Raw genomic sequence first — 16,512 nt, 5'->3', positions numbered from 1 at the left:
GTCTCTCTTTTTTTGCAGTTTATTTTAAAATTCAATGAAAAATTTACTTCTGTTTTTACTTATTTCTGTTTCTGGATTTACTTTCGGACAAAGTATGAATGAAATTAAAAATATGGTACAATCTATTAATAAAACTAAAGATTTTAAGATTAAAACAGTTCCATATTCCTATTATTTAAATAAATCTGTGGTAACCGACAGCGGAATTGAACTTAAAGGCTTCTACAAAAATGGAAAACTTAGAAAGATGGAGTATTTTGTGGGTTTATCTGTCTGGAATGTTATTACCCAATATTTTTTCTCAGAAAAAAATCAAATAATTTTTGTTTATGAAAAAAGATATTTAACAAGAGGAGAAAATGCGGAGGTAATTAACCCTAAATTGGTGTCGGAGAAAAGATTCTATTTTATGAATTTTAAATTATATAAAAAAACAGGAAATGAAGACGGAGAAGAAAATCCCGATTATGTTCGAGAATCTTTGGATCTCATTAATGATTTAAAACAATACAAGTAAATTTTTTTTTAATCAATTCCGAATTTTTCTCTAATTCATCTGCTCCAACTAATTTTCTTACCTTTGCCAACTAAATCAATCATCAATGCAACCCGGAAAAACTCAGACTTTAAAAATTTCAGAAAAAAACAATTCAGGATGGATCTTGGAAGATGCTACAGGAGAAAAGGCTTTTCTGTCTAAAATTTTTATTGATGAAGAAAAAGAAATCGGAGAGGAGATTGAAGTTTTTATTTTTCAGGACGACAATAAACTGAAAGCAACCACCGAAATTCCTTTGGCAGAAGTAGGAGAGTATGCGGTAATGAATTGTGTGCAAAGTCTTCCAAGCGGTGCTTTTATGGATTGGGGAATTATTAAAGACCTTTTTATTCCTTACAAACAGCAAAAAACCAAAATTATCGAAGGAAAAAGATATTTGGTTTACTTGTATGTAGATGAAGATTTGGAGCTTATTACCGGTACTACAAAGTTCAAGAGAAATCCTCAGTATGAAAATCTTCCATTTCAAAAAGGAGACAAAGTAGATTTAATTATGATGAATGAAAGTGAACTGGGATGGAATGTGGTGATTAACAAAAAATATATAGGACTAATTTACAGTTCGGATGTGTTTAAAAAGATTTATCCGCTTTCTGAGGAATCGGGATATATTAAAACGATTCGGGAAGATGGCAAAATAGATGTGTCGTTGCAGCCTGAAGGTTTTGAAAATATTGATGAATTTAAACAGAAAATTTTAGATAAGCTTGAAGAAAATTTTGGATTGCTTCATTTGTCCGACAAATCTTCGCCGGAAGAAATTAAAGATGAAGTTCAGATGAGTAAAAAGAATTTTAAAAAAGCCATTGGCGGACTTTACAAAGATAAAATTATCGATATACTCGAAGATAAAATAAGATTATTATAAGCGGACAAAATTTGTCCGTTTTTTTTGCGTTAATTTTTCAAGTTTCGATTCAATATCAATTAAAAATATGATGCATATCATAGTTTTAATTTTAATTATTTTGTTTAACAATTTTGTCAAAACATTTGTTTGATATAAATTTGCACAAATTTGTTTAACAAAAATGTCAAATCTTACTAAAAAGGAACAAACTCAGGAGTTAATTAAAGAAACTGCGAAGAATTTATTTTTTGTACAGGGAAAATTTAATGCAACAACTCAGGAGATTGCCGATGAAGCGGGGGTTAACAGAACGCTGATTAATTATTATTTCAGATCCAGAGATAATCTTATTCAGATAGTTTTTGATGAAGCAGAACGTGTGGATAAAGAAAAATCGGAAATTATTATGAATTCTGATCTTCCTTTTAAACAGAAAATAAGCCAGTTTATAGAAAGTAGTCTTTCTGCAAGTTTAAAATATCCTTACTTGGAAACGTACATTGTTTCGCAGCTCAACAAGGGAACTTGCCATCAGAAAGATATTGAGGAAGAAGATCTTAAAAAGCTATACAACGATATTGAATTAGAAATGGATAAAGGGAATATAGAAAAAATGTCACCTATTCAGTTTATTATCAACATGATTTCTCTTTTGGTTTTCCCAAGTGCAGTAAGACCTTTATTGATGGAGAATTTGATGATTAACGAAGACGAATTCAATAAAATAATATCTGAACGTCGGGAAATAATTATCAACATGCTTTTTAAAAAATAATTTTTAAAGTAAATGCTGGTTTACGCCGTCTTTTAACAATAACATTAAAATAATAAACGAAATATAAATTATGAACAGAAAACGTATAACTGCTAAAAAACTCAAAATGGGAGTTGCTGCTGCATTTATGTTGTTTACCTCTTCTTCTTTATTTGCACAACAGCAGATTTCTTTGCAGGAAGCCATAAAACAGGCTCTTGAAAATAAAGCTGAAGCTAAAAAAGCTGCACTGCAGATAAAAAAAGCTGAGTACAAAATTAATGAAGCTAGAGCCGGAGCGTTACCGCAAATTAGTGCGACTGCGGGTTTAACTTATAACCCCATAATTCAGGAATCGCTTCTTGAATTTAGCGGACAAAGAATGAGAGCTCAATTGGGGCAGCCTTGGGTTTCGCAGGCTGCCGTTCAGCTTCATCAGAATATTTTCGACCAAAGAGTTTTCACAGGTCTTAAAGCTGCCAAATCTACAAGAGAATTTTATATTTTAAATGCTCAGCTTACCAACGAACAGCTCATCGAAAATGTAGCAACTGCTTATTATCAGGTTTTTGTACAGGAAGAAAATCTGAAAACCATTAAGGCAAGCTATGCCAATACAGAAAAAGTAAGAAACGTTATTAAAAGTCTTGTGGATAATGGCTTGGCAAAAGCGATAGATTTAGATAGAACCAACGTACAGCTTACCAATATAGGTTCTAGCAGACAGCAGTTAATTAATGCAGTTGAGCTTTCGAAAAATGCATTGAAGTTTTACATGGGAATACCTATTGATACTGCAATTGAAGTTGAAGAAAAATCTATTGAACCAAAACCACAACTTTTAGAAAGTGCTGTAAATCTAGACAACAGAACAGAACTTAAAGTTTTGAATAAAAACAGAGAACTTTTGGTTTTCAATAAAAAAGCAACCGAAGCATATCTTTATCCTACTGTAGCATTGCAGGCAAATTACGGATGGGCAGGAATGGGTTCTAAATTTCCTCTTACCAACGGCTTTAACAATGGTGTTTTGTGGAGCGATTATTCTGCAATAGGTTTAAATATTAATATTCCAATATTTACAGGTGGAGCTACAAAATCTAAAATTCAGCAGACTGAAATAGATATTCAGGATTTGGATCAGGATATTCAAAATACTCAACAAAGCCTTAATCTGGATTATAAAAATGCGGTTACCAATATAGAAAATGCACTCATTAATATTGAGAGCATGAAAAATAATGTAACTCTTGCAGAAAAAGTTCAGAAAGATACGCAGGCAAACTATCAGTACGGTCTTGCACCACTTACCGAAGTTTTAGATACCGAAAATGCACTTACACAGGCAAAACAGAATTATGCCAATGCATTGCTGGATTATAAACAGGCAGAAATTAAATTAATAAAAGCTAAAGGAGAACTCAATACACTACAAAACCCATAATTAAGTTATGAAAAAATCTTTAATATACATTATTGTAGCTGCTGTTTTAATAGGTTTGGCAGGATACAAAATCGCAGATAACAAAAAGCAACAGAAGACAGAAGTAAAAGAAGTTGCAAAGCAGGTAGATAAAATCAACGTGAATGTGGTAGATGTTACCAGAGAAAACATCAATACAGATTATTCTGCGAACGGAACATTTATTCCGAAACAGGAAATGAATCAGTCTGCAGAAATAGCAGGACGTATTGTAAGCGTAATGGTAAAAGAAGGAGCAAGAGTAGGAGCAGGGCAGGTTTTGGCAACCATTAAAAGAGATGCTATTGAAGTAGATGTTTCTCAAGCTCAAAATAACCTTCAAAATGCAATTATAGATAATCAGCGTTATGAAAATGCCTTTAAAACAGGAGGTGTTACTAAACAACAGCTTGATAATTCAAGATTACAGCTTAAAAATGCTCAGGCGGCAATTAGAGCACAAGGCGTAAGAGTAAATGATACCAGTATAAGAGCCGGTATTAGCGGAACCATCAATAAAAGAATGGTAGAACCTGGGAGTGTAGTTTCTCCGGGAACGCCTTTGTTCGAAATTGTCAACATCAATACCCTTAAACTTTCTGTTTTGGTAGACGAAAGCCAAATCGGGAAAATTTCTTTAGGTCAGGTAGTGCCGATTAATGTAAATGTATTGCCTGAAGATTCTTTCAGTGGAAGAATTACATTTATCGCTCCTAAAAGTGATGCATCTTTAAATTTTCCTGTAGAAATTGAAGTGCCTAACAGAGGAAATCTAAAAGCCGGGATGTATGCTACTGCAATATTTAAAACCAACAACGGTGCAGAAACTCAAAATATACTTACTGTGCCTGCAGAAGCTTTCGTAAATGGTGTGAGTTCCGGGCAGTTGTTTATTGTTCAGAATGGGGTTGCAAAATTAATTAAAGTAACAACCGGGAAAGTTTTTGGAGATAAAGTTCAGGTATTGAGCGGTTTGAATGGTGGAGAAAAAGTAGTAACCAGCGGACAGATTAATCTGGATAACGGAGCTAAAGTAAATATTGTAAAGTAGAAAACCGATGAAGTTAGCAGAAATATCAATAAAAAGACCTTCCATAGTAATCGTATTGTTTACGATTCTTACGTTGGGAGGTATCTTAAGTTACTCCATGATGGGGTACGAGCTGATCCCGAAATTCGAAACCAATATGGTTACAATTTCTACCATTTATCCGGGAGCTTCTCCTGCGGAAGTAGAAACTTCGGTGACCCGAAAAATTGAAGATGCGGTAGGTTCTCTGGAAAACGTAAAAAAGGTAGAATCTTCTTCGTTTGAGAGTTTATCGGTTATCATGGTTCAGCTGAATAATGGAGCAGACGTAAATTATGCTCTAAATGATGCTCAAAGAAAAGTAAATGCTATTCAGGCAGATCTTCCGGATGATGTTAAGGCACCTTCGCTTAACAAATTCTCTTTAGATGATTTACCGATTATCACCATGAGTATTTCTTCGGATAAACTGAATAACAAAGAACTTTATGATCTTTTAGACAAAAAAATTGAGCCTATTTTTTCCCGTGTGAATGGGGTAGCTAAAGTTGATCTTGTCGGAGGACAGGAAAGAGAAATTCAGGTAAATCTGGATGAAAAAAAGTTACAGGGTTATGGTCTTTCAATAGGTGATGTACAGCAGGCAATTTTATCTTCGAATTTAGATTTTCCTACCGGAAGTTTAAAGACAAGAACCTCAAAATCTACCATTAGATTATCTGGGAAATATAAGTCTGTTGCTGAAATGAACAATCTCGTAGTTTCCAATAAAAACGGAGCACAGGTTCGTCTTTCAGATATTGCAACTGTTTTCGATTCTCAGAAAGATGTTGAAAAAGTAGCCAGATTCAACCAGCTTCCTACTATTTTAATGCAGGTTAAGAAACAGTCTGATGCCAATGCGGTTACCGTTTCAGAAAGCATTCAGAAAACAATTCAGAGTGTTCAGGAAACCTACAAAAATCAGGGCGTAAAAGTAAAAGTGGTAAACGATACAACAGATTTTACCTTAGAATCTGCCAACCACGTAATTTTTGACTTGTTTTTGGCGATTATTTTGGTGGCAATCGTAATGTTGCTGTTCTTACACAGTATCAGAAATGCATTTATCGTAATGATATCCATTCCTGCTTCGTTGGTAGCAACATTTATCGGAATGAATCTTATGGGATATACGCTGAATTTGATGAGTTTACTGGGACTTTCTCTTGTAGTTGGTATTTTGGTGGATGATGCCATTGTGGTACTCGAAAACATTTACCGACACATGGAAATGGGTAAAAGCAAAATTAGAGCTGCCTATGACGGTGCTTCGGAAATTGGTTTTACCGTAGCGGCAATTACATTGGTAATTGTGGTGGTATTCCTTCCGATTGCGATGAGTTCTGGTCTTGTAGCCAATATTTTAGCACAATTCTGCGTCACGGTAGTTATTGCAACCATGTTATCTTTATTGGCTTCGTTTACCATTATTCCTTGGTTGTCATCAAGATTTGGTAAGCTGGAACATTTAACAGGAAAAAACTGGTTCGAGAAATTCATACTTTGGTTTGAAGGTTTAATTGATAAGTTTACTCATTGGATCACCGGTATTCTTGAATGGTGTCTAAAAACCACTTTAAGAAGAATTTCTACTGTAGTAATTACATTTGTTTTGTTGGTAGGATCTTTCATGTTGGTGGCATTCGGATTTATTGGGGGAGAATTTTTCCCTAAAACAGACCGTGGTCAGTTTTTAGTACAGATGGAACTTCCAAAAGATGCAACCATCGAAAAAACCAATCAACTGACTCTGGAAGTGGAAAGATTTTTAAGAAATGATAAAGATGTTGTAGATCTTATTACCACTGTTGGTCAGCAATCTACAGGTTTTGGAGGTGCACAGGCAACTACTTATCAATCTGAAGTTCAGGTAAATCTTACAGATAAGTCTGAACGTTCTGAGAGTACAGATATTAAGGCTGCAAAAGTAAAAAGAACATTAGAAGAGAAATTTACCGGGGTAGAATTTAAAACAGCTCCAATTGGTATTATGGGTGCAGAAAATGCACCTATCGAAATGGTAGTAACTGCTCCGGATAACGAGACTGCTGTAAAAGAAGCAACAAGAATTTTAGATTTACTTAAAAAAGTTCCTGGTGCGGTAGATGCAGAATTGTCTACAGATTCTGGTAGCCCGGAAGTTCAGGTAAATATCGACAGAGATAAAATGGCTTCTTTAGGGCTTAATCTATCGGCTGTCGGACAAACGATGCAGACTGCTTTTAACGGAAATACAGATGGTAAATTCAGAGCGGGAGAATATGAATATGATATCAACATCAGATTTGGCGATGCGAACAGACAGTCTATTGATGATGTTAAAAATTTAATGTTTACCAATCCTCGCGGAGAGCAGGTGAGATTAAGTCAGTTTGCTGAGGTTAAAATGGGTTCAGGACCTAGTTTACTAGAAAGAAGAGATAAATCTCCTTCGGTAAAAGTTAAAGCTAAAGCAGTGGGTAGACCGGTAGGAGATGTTGCCAACGAATGGTCGGCAAAATTTATGAACAGTGGTAAGAAACCGGCTGGAGTAGAATATATCTGGAGCGGTGATATGGAAAATCAGCAGGAAGGATTTGGAACTTTAGGGATTGCATTATTAGCGGCAGTAGTATTGGTATATCTTGTAATGGTTTCGCTGTATGACAGTTTTGTATATCCTTTCGTCGTTTTATTCTCTATTCCTCTGGCGATGATTGGTGTTATGGTAATTCTTGCATTAACAGCCAACTCACTGAATATTTTTACCATGTTAGGAATGATTATGTTGATTGGTCTGGTTGCTAAGAACGCAATTTTAATTGTAGATTTTACCAACTCCAGAAAAGCTGCTGGAGCAGACACCCATGATGCTTTAATTCAGGCAAACCATGCACGTCTTCGTCCGATTTTAATGACAACAATTGCCATGATTTTCGGGATGTTGCCTATCGCTTTGGCAAATGGAGCAGGAGCTGAAATGAATAAAGGTTTGGCATGGGTAGTAATTGGTGGTTTAACTTCATCGTTATTCTTAACCTTAATTATTGTTCCTGTTGTATATTCATTATTCGATTCTATTTTGCGAAGAATGGGTAAAGATGAAAAAGTAGATTATGAAGCAGAAATGAAAGCAGATTATGAACACAGAGAATTAAGTGAAGATGGTTTTACGCCAAAACATGTAGATTAATATAACAACCTTAAATTAACCTAAAGTGCATCAGAAATGGTGCACTTTTTTTATTAAGAATTAAAAGCAAAAAAAAAGAGTTGAATAATTCAATTTAAAAAATCAGAAACAGTATTGAGTAATAAAAAAAGCTTCCTGAATTAATCCAGAAGCTCTCAATATTTTTTTAGATGAGTAATTAGTCAGCCATTACTTCGCCTGCTTTTCTGTAAACAAACCCGCCATAAATGTGTCTTCTTGCGAAACGGCTTGGAGAATCAGAATTCACCATTTTAATATAAGTATTTCTCGGAACGCCGATGTACTCGTAGATATTTCCGTTAAGATGCTGAACGGTAAGAATAGATTTCTCCAAATAAAAATCCTGAATATTAGATTTTGTAATGGTTTCTGTATATTCTTCTTTATATTTTTCCTGAGTTTCAGGATTAATGCTTACTAAAAAATGATAGGCTTCGATTACAGATTTGCTCATATCTTCAGCTTGTTGCTTACCGATTTCATCATTAATAAATTTATCGGGATGCGTATCTTTCATTACATTTCTGTAAATGGTTTTCAACTCTTTCAAAGTTACATTTTTATCTACTTCCAGAAGCTTTCTGTATTCGCCTAATTTTTTCATGTGGGTAATTCCTTATTTCGGGTTGCAAAATTAAGCTTTTAAATTGATAAACTGTAAGTTATATAGAATTTTGTTTCGTTGTAGAATAATAAATTTTGTTTAATTACCAATATAAGTAAGCTTAGAACCCAAAATGAAATTCTCCAGTGATAGGTTTGCTGAGGCATTATCGTTGGTTAATTCAAAATAATAGATGGAATGGGTGTTTAATCGGTTATCCCTTAAATCGACCTTAAATCTACGCACTTTATTATTTAATTTTCCAGTAGAAATTTCTGAAAAATCACTCAGTTCGATATTATTTACATCGAAAGAAGCTTTAGGATCTTTCTGCATTTTGAGAAATCTTTTCTGAGTTTTATCGGTTGTTTCATCCAAAAATTTCTGCATTTGATAATCGGTTAAAAGCTGTGGATAAATAAGACCCTGCTTTAATATTGTCGCTACGATTTTATCATTTTTATCGTAATAAATTGTTTTATTATCAAAGGAAATTACATGATTCTTAACCATCATTTTCCCTTCGAATTTTTTATAATTTTTCTTTTTATAATGAGTTTTGAAAAATTCAGTTGCTTTATGATCATTCAATTTTTCAGTATTTTGTGAAAAATAAAAAACAGAGAAAAGCGTAAGAGCTATAATTGAAAATTTCTTTTTCATAATACTTTTTTATTATTTTTTAATAAATCTTCTAATGCCATTTTAAGATTTGGAAATTTAAATTGATATCCTAATTTCTGTATTTTATTCGAAGATGCTCTGGAACCTTTCAATAAAATGGTAGATAATTCACCAAAAATCAGTTTTAGCATAAATTCCGGAACATTCGGCATCCATAAAGGTTTTTTAAGGATTTCCGCAATGAGTTTGGTTAAATTTTCATTTGTAGTATGCTCTGGTGAAGTAGCATTGTAAACTCCGTGTAGTTCATTGTTTTTTAAAGTGTATTCGTAAATTCCACAAATATCATCAATGTGAATCCACGGTACATACTGTTTGCCAGAACCTATTGGTGAACCAATTCCCAATTTAATTGGTGCTGAAATTTTTGGGAGAGCCCCCTCTTTTTCGGATAAAACTACAGCTGTTCGGATTTTTACTACTCTTTCAGCGATATTTTCAGTGTAAAATTGGTTTGCTGAATTTTCCCAGGCTATTACAACTTCACTTAAAAAATCATTTCCCGGAGGATCGTTTTCTGAAAAGATTTTTTCGGTAGTTTCTGTTCCATAATAATTTATTCCCGATGCAGAAATGAAAGATTGTATTGTTTGATTATTCTTTTTTAAAGTCTCAAAAATCAGTTTTGCAGAATTAATTCTACTGGAAATTAGTTCTTTTTTTCGTTCTTCGCTCCATCTTTTTTCAGAAATATTGGCTCCTGCAAGATGAATTATATGATTAACATTTTCAAAAGCCTTCTCATCTATAGTTTGATTTTCCAAATTCCATTCGAACTCATTTTCAGCTCTTTTTTTTCTCGTAAGAAATCGGATTGAATAATTTTCTTTCAACTTTGCCGAAAGAACTTTTGCTATTCCTCCGCTTGCTCCTGTGATGAGTACTGTCTCTTTCATAATTAATTTTTGACAATCAAAACAAAATCATCTTCCAGAATTTTGTAGCCCTGATCATAGATGAACTTGTATTCTGAACCGTTTTTATAAATTTTGATGTTGGTAAAATAATTAAAATCAAAACCTAAGCCATCGAGTTTAGATTTAGGAAATTTTGTTTTTCCTTCTTTATTTATTTCAGACAAGATTCGGTAATTACGACGCAATTTGTTGTTCACATTACGCATGAGATTGGTAGAATCTTTATTTTGCTTATTATTGAAAGCATTTCTGCAATTGTCGTCACAAAACTTTTTATCTGATCTTCCTAAGATTTTTTCACCACATTCTAAGCATTCCATATCTTTTATTTTTCAATTTGTGTTTTTTATGGTTAGATTCTTAATTCGGCATCGTGAAACTTTTTATTTGAATTAAATGATTGTTGAAAAAGAAGGAAAAGACTTCTTGTTAGTCAGGGATTTCAACATGTGCCCAGTTTTCACCGCTTTTTATTCTCCAAATCTGCATGGACGTAATATTGAACTGTTTAGCAATCTGTTTGTAAGGTCTATTTCTTTTCAGCTGTTGTTTAATATGAATTACCTGTGTAGATGTAAGTTTCATCCCGCTTTGTCTCTTTTTCTGGGTATATTTCTTCCATTTTTTTTCGGTAATTACTTTTGGGCTTTTACTTTGATGGATGATGTTTTCTTCGGGTGTCATCCACTTTAGATTGTTCGCCTGATTGTTAAGTTTATCAAAATCTAAGTGTCCAACAATTGTTGCATTGGGATTTGTTTTAGGAAGAAAATAAGTGGCAACCATTCTGTGGATCATAAAATGGTGGTTTATGGTTCTTTTTTTTAGATTTCGATCCAGTTTTTTGCTGAGTTCATTTTTCTTTTTGTCGATAAGTTTCGTGAGTCTTTCAATATTGTGAGAAAAATCTTTTTCGGCAATTTTTTCTCTTCGGGTTTTGTGCAGATCTGAGATTTCTTTTTTAAGTTCGTCGAATTTCTCCTGATCTTTTTCCTCTCTTGGTTTATAAAGTTTAAGTCTTATCACTCTGTAGCCTTCTGTTAAAGAACCGTTCAGAATTCTACCATCCGAAGCTCTGTTAAAACTTCTTACTCTTCCCAAATTAGAAATTTCCCAACGACTGTTGCTTGTAAATTCAAAGTCAAATTCAATAGGTTTCCAAACTTCATTAGAGAGTCTATAATCATTCATATTAAATCTTTTTTTAATTATAAAAATTATGTTGAACTTTAATTTTTAAAATTCAAATAATGGTTGTTAGTTATACAGAAATAGTTATCAAAATTTTAATTTTGATTCCTCATTGTGTCATCTAAAAGTTGTTTTAGATTGTAAATTTATAAAAAAATGATAACTAACAATATTTTATTTAAACAAATCTTTAAATAACTACCCAATTCTATTTTTATAATTTTGGAATAAAACAATATTTTGTTTTTAAATTATTTTACCCATTTAATTTTTACTGCGGACATTATTTCCAGCTCCAGACGTGTGTCACTAAGCACTTCAAACTCGTTTTTAATATAGAATTCTAAAGGCGAACGGTAATTGTTCCCGTTCAATTTTTTGTCTGAATCACCATCAATAACCCAGCCGTTTAAAATGGTTTCATTTTCTTTAATAGTGTCTAAAATTCTTGTTCCAAAGCCTTTTCCGTGAAGTTTTTCTGAAATAATTATGGCAAACCAAGTTTCATTTTCTCTTTTAAAAGTTGTTGCCCAACTGTTAATCTTATTATACTCATCAATGAGCAAATAATGATTTTGTTCGGTAAGTTTATTCAAATAATTTTCAAAATCTTCAATTGATTTATAGGTGAGTTTTTCGGGATATTCGTTGTTCCAGAGTTCAAGAATTTCTTTTTTTTGAATTTCATTTAATGTTTTTTGTTTGATAATTTTCATGATTTTTAATTGTTGTTTAATTAACGGAAAAAGAATTGGCGAAGTCACAGAAGATTGAATTGAAGAGTTTTATTTTAAGCAAATTAAAAGTAGTATTAACTGTATTATTAATTATTTTTAGCCCAATATTCCTCTGTCATTTCGAATTTTATTTCTCCATTTCCATGCGTTCCAATCTCTTTCCAGCCACTTTTTCTATAAAAAATTTCCGCTCTCGTGTTTGGAGCTGTACCAAGCCAAACATTTTTTTTAGTTTGATTAAAATACCAATCTAGCATAATATTATGAAGCAATCTTCCGATTCCTTTTTTCTCATAATCGGGATGTACAAATAATGCCCAAATATTGTTTTCTTTTAAATCAACAATTGAAAATCCCACAATATTATTTTCAATTTCGCAAACCCAACCTTTCCCTCTTTCACTTATAAATTCTTCACAATCTTTATCTGTTACGAGATTTGGATTAGAAAGTGCATTTTCTTTTACTGCATTTCTAACTATTTGGATTTGTTTTATATCTTCAATTTTAGCTTCTCTTATTATCATCTCTAGAAATTTTATAGTAAATGTAAATAAAAATATATTATTCTAAAAGAAGGGATTTATTTTGTATTTAATGAATTAGTTTTTTAAATAATGCTTAATCCATTGTTAAATAAATGTTTATCGAAACTCTAGTTGTCATACATTTTCTTTTTACTTATTTGTAGCATAGCAACGGCTTAATATTTGTAAGCTTTTAAAATCTTATTAAATGACAGATCGGTTAAATGATAATTCTAAAACTAGAATTGTTAGTAACCTAAGTAACTATTACGCTTTTAGAAGTATTAAAAACTTTCTTCATTAATTTTTTAAAGCTTCAATTAAATATTAGAAAACCAAGTTTTTATTTCTCATAAAAATTGATTTTAAAGTTAGTTTTTCTGTCATTTCAAAATTTAATTATACTTATACCATGAAAAATCAACTTTTATCCAAGTTATTCAAGACCAATTTAGATAGAGGAGTTACAGTACCAAGTCTTATTTTTATTTTCGGAGTCTGCATTTTTTCGGTGCTTTTTCCAGAGCAGGTTAATTCGGTGCTGAATATCATTAAAAATTTCATATTTATTAATCTCAACTGGATATACGTTTGGTGCGTAACTATTTTTGTGATTTTTCTCGTTTTTTTAATGTTCAGTAAGTACGGAAACATCAAATTAGGTTCTAATGACAGTAAACCAGAACATTCATTTTTCTCGTGGATTTCTATGCTTTTTGCAGCAGGAATGGGGATTGGTCTTATGTATTTTAGCGTTGCAGAACCTATGCAGCATTATTCGAGCGATGTTTTTAAAGAAAATCATTTTATTAACCGGGCAAAAAATGCGCAACTTTACACTTTCTTTCATTGGGGAATTCATGCATGGGCAATTTATGGTTTGGTAGGACTTACTTTAGCGTATTTTGCCTATCGTTATCGTCTTCCGTTATCATTAAGAAGTGGTCTTTATCCTTTATTGAAAGATAAAATTACCGGAAAATGGGGAAATATAATCGATATTTTTGCTTTATGCAGTACGTTTTTCGGAATTACAACTACTTTAGGTTTTGGAGTTGTCCAAATTAATTCGGGTCTAGATAAACTGAATCTTTTTCCGGATACAGGTTTTCTTTATCAGGTAATTATTGTTCTGGTATTGGTAACAATTTCTGTTATTTCTGCTACTTCAGGGGTGAATAAAGGAATAAAAATTTTGAGTAATATTAATATTCTGGCGGTAATTATTTTATTGCTTTTTGTTTTGATATTAGGTCCGACAGTATATTTAATAGGAAGTTTTACCAACGGATTGGGAAATTATATCAACAGCTTTTTCGATCTTACTTTTAATACACACGTTTATGAAAAAGAAACGCTTCCGTGGTTTTATAATTGGACAATCCTTTACTGGGCATGGTGGATTTCTTGGTCGCCATTTGTAGGTCTTTTTATTGCAAGAATTTCAAAAGGAAGAACAATAAGAGAGTTTATCGCTGCCGTTCTTATCATTCCTACATTGTTTAATTTTATTTGGATGACTGTTTTTGGGAATAGTGCTATTTGGATAGATATTAATGTTGCAAACGGTGCTCTAAGTTCATTAGTTTCTGATCCAGACAGTCTAATGTTCGAGTTTTTAGAATATTTACCACTATCGTCTATACTGAGTTATCTTGTTATTGGTATTATCATCATCTTTTTTGTAACATCAGCAGATTCGGGGATTTTAGTGATGAACAGTATATCTTCTCAAAATGCCAAGAATACTCCAAAATGGCAAATGATATTTTGGGGAGTTTTATTGGCTGTGCTTTCTTTAATGTTGTTGAATGCGGGTGGTTTACAAGCTTTACAAACGATGACTCTAATCACAGCTTTGCCATTTGCAGTCATAATGGTTTTGTTCGCCATATCCTTAATGAAAGCTTTGATAATAGATTATAAATATTATGAAAAAGGGATTTCTGTTACCACAATTCCATGGTCCGGAAAGTTTTGGAGAGAACGTTTGAAGCAAATGTTATCTTATGAAACCAAATCATCTGTCGAAACCTTCATCAATACAGAAGTTACTACCGCTTTAAAGGAGTTAAAACACGAATTTTTAAACAACGGAATCAACGCAGAAATTAATATTTACACCAAGCCATTGAAGGTAGAATTTGAAATTCGCCACAAAATAGTTAATAAATTTTTATATGGAGTTCGGGTTTCTAAGAGTAAAATTTCAGATCAGGTGGTGAGTGATGAAAACTTACCGGGAATGGATAGAAGTATTAGATATTTTCCAAAAAGTTATTTTGGCGACACGCGGGAAGGTTATGATATACAGTATTTTACAAAAAATGAATTAATTAGTGATGTTTTAAAGCATTACGAGCGTTTTCTCACTATTGTATCTGAAGAATCCAACGAAATGTTTGTAAGCAGTGAAGGAAATGACGGCGAATGATTAAAAATCTGACAATAAATAACAAATTGATAACTATTTCAGATTGTATTAATTTTAACTAATCGCAGTTTCCTTTACAAACGGCAGTCTGGTCTAAATCTGATGGTACGAATGCAAATGAGTATTCAGAATAATTGGGTTCTTCTTTTAATTTCGTGTAATTTTCAAATCTTTTAATAATGTTTCTTGGGCTTTCATCAGAAGATTTCCAAACTTTAAATTTCGAATTATCATAGACAATTTTTACGCTGTCGGCATAAAAAATAATCTTGTCTGTAGAACCAAAATTATTATCCAACTTCTGACTGTAAATCTTGTCTTTCGGTAAGTCGTGTCTGGTTTTTATTCCTTGTTGATAAGAAAAAATAGTAATGTTAGATGGGGTATCATTTTTATAATTAAATAAATTTATATATTCATCATCTATAATTTCTCTTCCGCAACTCAGTAATGTGAAGATTCCCAATAAAGTGAGTAAATTTTTCCTCATTTTTAAAGATTAGATTTTTATATGGTAATGATAATAAATTAATTAGGAATAGCAAAGATTTAATTTTAATTCTTGAAAATTCATTAAACGAAGATTTTTTCATGATGAATATTCATCGAAAAAGAGTAAAACAAACATTTTCTAATTTTAATTTTTAAATTAGTGGAATGAAAATAGCATTTTTAGGTCCGGAAGCTTCTTTTACACAGTTAACAGCGATTCAGTTATTTCTAGGAGAAGAATTGGTTCCGAAGGCAAATATTTTAGACTGCTTTTTGGCAGTTTTAAACAATGAAGTAGATAAAGCAGTGGTTCCATTAGAAAATTCTATCGAAGGTACGGTTTCTATGACCTTAGATTATCTTTATCTCACACAGGATATTAAAATTGAAGCGGAAGCTGTTCTCCCAATTGCTCATCATTTGATGGTTCATCCCAATCATCATAACAATGACATTATTGAGAAAATTTACTCTCATCCACAAGCTTTAGCCCAAAGTTTTCATTTTCTGAATAATAAATATCCCCAAGTTCCAAAACAGGATTTTGCATCAACAGCAGCGGCAGCAAAAAGGGTTTCCGATAATCCGGACAGAAAAATTGCGGCAGTTGCCAACAAATTTGCAGCAGATTTGTATGGTCTTCAAATTGTAGATGAAAACATACACGATTTTGAGCAAAACCATACCAGATTTATTGTAATTTCTAATAATTCATCTTCAAATACAGCAGGAAAAAGCTTTGGCAGTAATTTAAATGCTTCCGGAAAGAAAACCGGACTTCTTATTACGCTTCCGCAAGATCACGCTGGAGGTCTTCATCAGGTTTTATCGGTTTTTGCATGGCGAAATATGAATCTTTCCAAAATAGAAAGCCGTACCTTAAAAACGGGTTTGGGTAATTATTTCTTTTTTCTGACAGTGGTTGGCGATTGGGATAATGTTCTCTATATTAATTCTATTGATGAATTAAAAGCAATTGGAGCAGAAGTTAAATTTCTAGGTAATTATAAAGAATTTTTGCTGAAATCTTAAAAAT

At 32.4% G+C, this 16,512-nt stretch carries 16 protein-coding genes; 8 read left to right on the top strand and 8 right to left on the bottom strand.

The genetic code is table 11. The features are described 5' to 3' along the window. Nucleotides 1–34 precede the first annotated feature (34 nt). The 6 genes from MTP08_RS08270 to MTP08_RS08245 all read left to right on the top strand — a co-directional run bounded on the left by MTP08_RS08270 (nt 35) and on the right by MTP08_RS08245 (nt 7,869). Entirely contained in the window at nt 35–517 is a 483-nt protein-coding gene (locus MTP08_RS08270; RefSeq protein ID WP_243575574.1) for a hypothetical protein, read from the top strand. A gap of 85 nt (nt 518–602) precedes the next feature. After that, complete coding sequence (locus MTP08_RS08265) at nt 603–1,427, top strand: CvfB family protein (RefSeq protein ID WP_209390448.1); 825 nt, start codon at nt 603–605, stop codon at nt 1,425–1,427. A 163-nt stretch (nt 1,428–1,590) separates the two neighbouring features. Beyond that, nucleotides 1,591–2,184 carry a TetR/AcrR family transcriptional regulator gene (locus MTP08_RS08260; protein ID WP_243575573.1) on the top strand — a complete coding sequence of 198 codons (594 nt, stop codon included), beginning with the start codon at nt 1,591–1,593 and terminating at the stop codon, nt 2,182–2,184. Nucleotides 2,185–2,254: 70 nt separating this feature from the next. Then, nucleotides 2,255–3,607 (top strand): TolC family protein, encoded by a 1,353-nt coding sequence (locus MTP08_RS08255; protein ID WP_243575572.1) that lies wholly within the window; start codon nt 2,255–2,257, stop codon nt 3,605–3,607. Nucleotides 3,608–3,614: 7 nt separating this feature from the next. Then, nucleotides 3,615–4,676: an efflux RND transporter periplasmic adaptor subunit gene (locus tag MTP08_RS08250; protein WP_243575571.1), complete on the top strand. Its 1,062-nt coding sequence runs from the start codon at nt 3,615–3,617 to the stop codon at nt 4,674–4,676. Nucleotides 4,677–4,683: 7 nt separating this feature from the next. Continuing rightward, nucleotides 4,684–7,869, top strand: a complete 3,186-nt coding sequence (locus MTP08_RS08245; RefSeq protein ID WP_243575570.1) for an efflux RND transporter permease subunit — start codon at nt 4,684–4,686, stop codon at nt 7,867–7,869. Between the two features lie 178 nt (nt 7,870–8,047). On the opposite strand, the gene MTP08_RS08240 is transcribed toward MTP08_RS08245, so the two are convergent. The 7 genes from MTP08_RS08240 to MTP08_RS08210 all read right to left on the bottom strand — a co-directional run bounded on the left by MTP08_RS08240 (nt 8,048) and on the right by MTP08_RS08210 (nt 12,550). Beyond that, complete coding sequence (locus MTP08_RS08240; RefSeq protein ID WP_243575569.1) at nt 8,048–8,494, bottom strand: KTSC domain-containing protein; 447 nt, start codon at nt 8,492–8,494, stop codon at nt 8,048–8,050. A gap of 99 nt (nt 8,495–8,593) precedes the next feature. Next, on the bottom strand, nt 8,594–9,157 hold the full coding sequence (locus MTP08_RS08235) for a hypothetical protein (RefSeq protein ID WP_243575568.1): 564 nt from the start codon (nt 9,155–9,157) through the stop codon (nt 8,594–8,596). Next, nucleotides 9,154–10,074, bottom strand: a complete 921-nt coding sequence (locus MTP08_RS08230) for a TIGR01777 family oxidoreductase (RefSeq protein WP_243575567.1) — start codon at nt 10,072–10,074, stop codon at nt 9,154–9,156. The genes MTP08_RS08235 and MTP08_RS08230 overlap by 4 nt, the downstream gene beginning before the upstream one ends. 2 nt (nt 10,075–10,076) lie before the next feature. Continuing rightward, nucleotides 10,077–10,415, bottom strand: a complete 339-nt coding sequence (locus tag MTP08_RS08225; RefSeq protein ID WP_243575566.1) for a DUF2116 family Zn-ribbon domain-containing protein — start codon at nt 10,413–10,415, stop codon at nt 10,077–10,079. A gap of 109 nt (nt 10,416–10,524) precedes the next feature. After that, a complete protein-coding gene (locus tag MTP08_RS08220) occupies nt 10,525–11,286 on the bottom strand; it encodes an NUMOD4 domain-containing protein (RefSeq protein WP_243575565.1) in 762 nt (253 codons plus the stop codon). Nucleotides 11,287–11,537: 251 nt separating this feature from the next. Continuing rightward, entirely contained in the window at nt 11,538–12,002 is a 465-nt protein-coding gene (locus tag MTP08_RS08215; RefSeq protein ID WP_243575564.1) for an N-acetyltransferase, read from the bottom strand. Nucleotides 12,003–12,109: 107 nt separating this feature from the next. Further along, nucleotides 12,110–12,550: a GNAT family N-acetyltransferase gene (locus MTP08_RS08210; protein ID WP_243575563.1), complete on the bottom strand. Its 441-nt coding sequence runs from the start codon at nt 12,548–12,550 to the stop codon at nt 12,110–12,112. A 412-nt stretch (nt 12,551–12,962) separates the two neighbouring features. Between MTP08_RS08210 and MTP08_RS08205 the strand changes: the two genes are divergently transcribed. Beyond that, nucleotides 12,963–14,984 (top strand): BCCT family transporter, encoded by a 2,022-nt coding sequence (locus MTP08_RS08205; RefSeq protein ID WP_243575562.1) that lies wholly within the window; start codon nt 12,963–12,965, stop codon nt 14,982–14,984. 58 nt (nt 14,985–15,042) lie between these two features. On the opposite strand, the gene MTP08_RS08200 is transcribed toward MTP08_RS08205, so the two are convergent. Further along, nucleotides 15,043–15,474 (bottom strand): hypothetical protein, encoded by a 432-nt coding sequence (locus MTP08_RS08200; RefSeq protein WP_243575561.1) that lies wholly within the window; start codon nt 15,472–15,474, stop codon nt 15,043–15,045. A 167-nt stretch (nt 15,475–15,641) separates the two neighbouring features. Between MTP08_RS08200 and pheA the strand changes: the two genes are divergently transcribed. After that, nucleotides 15,642–16,508, top strand: coding sequence for a prephenate dehydratase (gene pheA / locus MTP08_RS08195; RefSeq protein WP_243575560.1), 867 nt, complete (start codon nt 15,642–15,644; stop codon nt 16,506–16,508). The last annotated feature ends 4 nt before the right edge of the window (nt 16,509–16,512 follow it).

Origin of the sequence: Chryseobacterium oryzae (assembly GCF_022811665.1) — a bacterium.
Taxonomy (GTDB): Bacteria; Bacteroidota; Bacteroidia; order Flavobacteriales; family Weeksellaceae; genus Chryseobacterium; species Chryseobacterium oryzae.
This window is presented reverse-complemented; position numbering and strand designations above follow the sequence as displayed.